General features: G+C 72.7%; 3 protein-coding genes. 2 read left to right on the top strand and 1 reads right to left on the bottom strand.

Annotated features, from left to right (window positions below; all coding sequences use genetic code 11):
* A partial coding sequence (gene glsA / locus ESO86_RS12935; RefSeq protein WP_207207122.1) for a glutaminase A occupies positions 1 to 1,263 on the top strand: 1,263 nt, incomplete at its 5' end.
* Positions 1,264 to 1,364: 101 nt separating this feature from the next.
* Here the strand turns inward: glsA and ESO86_RS12930 are convergent.
* Positions 1,365 to 2,732 carry an NAD-dependent succinate-semialdehyde dehydrogenase gene (locus ESO86_RS12930; protein ID WP_129235396.1) on the bottom strand — a complete coding sequence of 456 codons (1,368 nt, stop codon included), beginning with the start codon at positions 2,730 to 2,732 and terminating at the stop codon, positions 1,365 to 1,367.
* A gap of 213 nt (positions 2,733 to 2,945) precedes the next feature.
* Here ESO86_RS12930 and ESO86_RS12925 point away from each other — a divergent pair.
* Positions 2,946 to 3,886: CaiB/BaiF CoA transferase family protein (locus ESO86_RS12925; RefSeq protein ID WP_165307793.1), on the top strand; the 941-nt coding region annotated here is incomplete at its 3' end.

The raw sequence follows: 3,886 nt of genomic DNA, 5'->3' as shown, positions 1-3,886 counted from the left end.
GTGAGCGCCGAGGACCGGTCGCGCCTGCTGGGCGCCGCGGTCGACCGCGTCCTCGGCGACGCGCTCCGGGAGGTCGCCGCGAGGATCGCCGAGGGCAGCGTCGCCGACTACATCCCGGAGCTCGCCGACGCGGACCCGGAGGCCTTCGGCGTCTCCATCGCGAGCGTGCTCGGCCGGGCCTACGGGGCGGGCGACGCCGACGCCCCGTTCACGATCCAGTCGGCGTCGAAGCCGTTCGTGTACGCCTTCGCATGCGAGGAGCTCGGCGCCGAGGCGGTGCACGAGCACGTCGGCGTGGAGCCGAGCGGCGAGCCGTTCAACGCGATCAGCCTCGACGAGCGCGGGCGGCCCGAGAACCCGTTCATCAACGCCGGCGCGATCGTGACGACCTCGCTCGTCCCCGCCGACGACGCCGACGACCGGTTCCGGAGGATCCGCGACGCGCTCTCCCGCTTCGCCGGGCGCGAACTCGACCTCGACGACGAGGTGTACCGATCCGAGGCCGCGACCGGCCACCGCAACCGGGCGCTCGCCGGACTCGCGCTCGCCGCGGGATCGCTCGCGACCGACGACGTCGACGCGGCGACGGATCCGTACTTCCGGCAGTGCGCGCTGCGCGTGACCACGGCCGACCTCGCCGTCATGGGTGCCACGCTCGCCAACGGCGGCGTGAACCCGATCACGCGCGACCGCGTCGTCGGCGAACGGGCGGCCCGGAACACGCTGTCGGTGATGGCGACCTGCGGCATGTACGACCGGTCGGGCGATTGGGCGTTCCGCGTCGGGATGCCGGCGAAGTCGGGCGTCGGCGGCGGCATCGTCGCGGTGCGTCCCGGCGAGTTCGGCGTCGGCGTCTACGCACCGCCGCTCGACGAGGCGGGCAACAGCGTCCGCGGGGTGGCCATGCTCGAGGCGCTCTCGGACCGCTTCGGACTGCACATGTTCGACCACGTCGCCGAGCCCGTCTCGCCGGTCGCCGAGGTCGACGTCGACGCCGCGGCCGGGACGGTCACGTTCGACCTCCGCGGCGAGCTCGACTTCGTCGCTGCCGAGCAGATCGTGCACGACGTCGGGCGGGTGCTGGAGCACACCGACGCGCGGGTGGTGCGCCTCGACTTCGGCGACGTCACGGTGGTCGCCGGCGTCGCGGAGCAGTTGCTCGGCGCGACCGCCGCGGCCGCGGAGGCGGCGGGCGTCGAGGTCCACGCGATCGGCGCACCCGACGAGGTGCTGGAGCAGTTCGGGGTCGCCGAACGCGACTGAGCACCCCGCCGCGACGCCGAGGCGCACCCGACCGCGATGCGCCGGGACGGCGAAGCGCCCCGGATCGGATGCCCGGGGCGCTTCGACGACGCGACGGCAGCTCAGCCGATGCGGATCATCTTCTTGTTGACGAACTCGTCGGCGCCGAAGCGGCCGAGCTCGCGGCCCGAGCCGGAGCGCTTGACGCCGCCGAAGGGCAGCTCGGCACCGTCGGCGAGCACGAGGTTCACGAACACCATGCCGGCCTCGATCGAGTCGGCGACGCGCATCGCCTGCTCCTGGTCGGTGGTGTACACGTACGAGCCCAGGCCGAACGGGATGTCGTTGGCGAGGCGCACGGCCTCCGCCTCGTCGGCGGCGCGGTAGACCTGCGCGACCGGACCGAAGAACTCCTCCTTCGAGGCGGGGTTCTCGGGCGTGACATCCGTCAGCACCGTGGTCTGGAAGAACGCGCCGTCGCGCGAACCGCCGTGCACGAGCGTGGCGCCGTGCTCGACCGCGCGCTTGACCTGCTCGTCGAGGCCCTCGGCGGCCTTGAGCGACGACAGCGGGCCGAGGGCCGAGTCCGACGAGGTCGGGTCGGTCGCCTCGACCTCGGCGATCTTCGCCGTGAACTTCTCGAGGAACGGCTCGTACAGCTCGTCGATGACGATGAAGCGCTTGGCCGCGTTGCACGACTGGCCGTTGTTGTCGAGGCGCGCGTCGACCGCGTTCTGCACGGCCGCGTCGAGGTCGTCGGTCGAGAGCAGGATGAAGGGGTCGGAGCCGCCGAGCTCGAGCACGACCTTCTTCAGGTGCTTGCCCGCGAGCTCCGCGACGGCCGCACCGGCGCGCTCCGAGCCGGTGAGCGAGACGCCCTGCACGCGCGGGTCGGCGATGACGGTCGCGATCTGGTCGTGCGACGCGTACACGTTGACGTAGACGCCCTCGGGCGCGCCCGCGTCGCGGAAGATCTGCTCGATCGCGGCGGCCGACTCGGGGCACTGCTCGGCGTGCTTCAGGATGATCGTGTTGCCGATGATCACGTTCGGGCCGGCGAAGCGCGCGACCTGGTAGTACGGGAAGTTCCACGGCATGACGCCGAGGAGCGGGCCGAGCGAGCTGCGACGGATGATCGCCGATCCCTCGCCGTCGAGCAGGGCGACGGGCTCGTCCTTCAGGAACTCGGACGCGTTGTCGGCGTAGTACTCGTAGATCGCACCGGCGAAGTCGGCCTCGGCGAGGGCCTGCTCGATGGGCTTGCCCATCTCGCGCACGATGATCTCGGCGAGCTCCTGGCGGCGCTCGACGTGCAGTTCGCCGACGCGGCGGATCAGGGCGGCGCGCTCCTCGACCGTGGTCGACTTGGCCCACGTGCGGTGCGCCTCGTCGGCGCTCGCGATCGCGGCCTCGAGCTCGGCGTCGGTGATGGTCGGATACGTCTTGACCGTCTCTCCGGTGGCCGGGTTGACGACGGCGTAGTTCGTCATGGGACTCCTCTGGGTGATGGTGCACTCGTCAGCCCGGACGGCGACGACGGTGCACGCCGCCTCCAAGCCTAGGCGGATCGACGAGGAAGGCGATCGACGCGATGGCGCATCGCCGAGAACGGATGGACGTGCTGTACAACGGGGGTCCACGGGCCCGTGGGTATGGTGACCGGGGGACCCGCGCGGGACGGGTCCGAACGCCGAGGAGGGCGGATGGCAGACGCGGACCAGGCCCCGACCGGCGCGCTGCGCGGCATCCGCGTCGCCGACTTCTCGCGCGTGCTCGCCGGACCCTACGCCACGATGGTGCTCGCCGACTTCGGCGCCGACGTGATCAAGGTCGAGTCGCCCGCGGGCGACGACACCCGCCACTGGAGTCCGCCCGTCGACGCGACGGGCCGCGCCACGTACTTCGGGGGCGTGAACCGGAACAAGCGCTCGGTGGCCCTCGACCTGGCGGATGCCGCGGGGCTCGCCGAGGCGCGCCGGCTCGCGGCGTCCGCCGACGTGGTCGTCGAGAACTTCCGGCCCGGGGTCATGGCCCGGTTCGGCCTCGCCTACGAGGACGTGCGCGAGCTGAACCCCGGCGTGGTCTACTGCTCCATCACGGGCTTCGGCGCGGGCGAGGGTGCGGCGCTCGCCGGGTACGACCTGCTCGTGCAGGCCGTGGGCGGGCTGATGAGCATCACGGGCGACCCCGACGGCGACCCGTCGAAGGTCGGCGTCGCGCTCGTCGACGTGCTCACCGGGCAGAACGCCGTCGCCGGGATCCTGCTCGCGCTCCGCGAGCGCGACCGGACGGGGCAGGGGCGCCTCGTCGAGGTGAACCTCCTGCAGAGCCTGCTCTCCGCCCTCACCAACCAGGCGTCGTCGACCCTCGCGACGGGCACGCCGCCACGCCGGCTCGGCAACCAGCACCCGAGCATCGCACCGTACGCCGTGTTCCGCGCGGCCGACCGCGAGCTCGTCATCGCAGTCGGCAACGACCGCCAGTTCGCCGCGCTCGCGGGCGTCGTCGGGCTGCCGGGCCTCGCCGGGGACGCGCGATTCCTGACGAACGCCGACCGCGTCGCGCACCGCGACGAGTTGCGCGAGACGCTCGAGCGGGCGCTGGCCGCGGCATCCGCGGGGGCCTGGGTCGACGCGCTCACGGT

Source organism: Agromyces binzhouensis (assembly GCF_004135055.1).
GTDB classification, from domain to species: Bacteria; Actinomycetota; Actinomycetes; order Actinomycetales; family Microbacteriaceae; genus Agromyces; species Agromyces binzhouensis.
The sequence above is the reverse complement of the archived record's forward strand: the minus strand, read 5'-3'. Positions and strand labels throughout refer to the sequence as shown.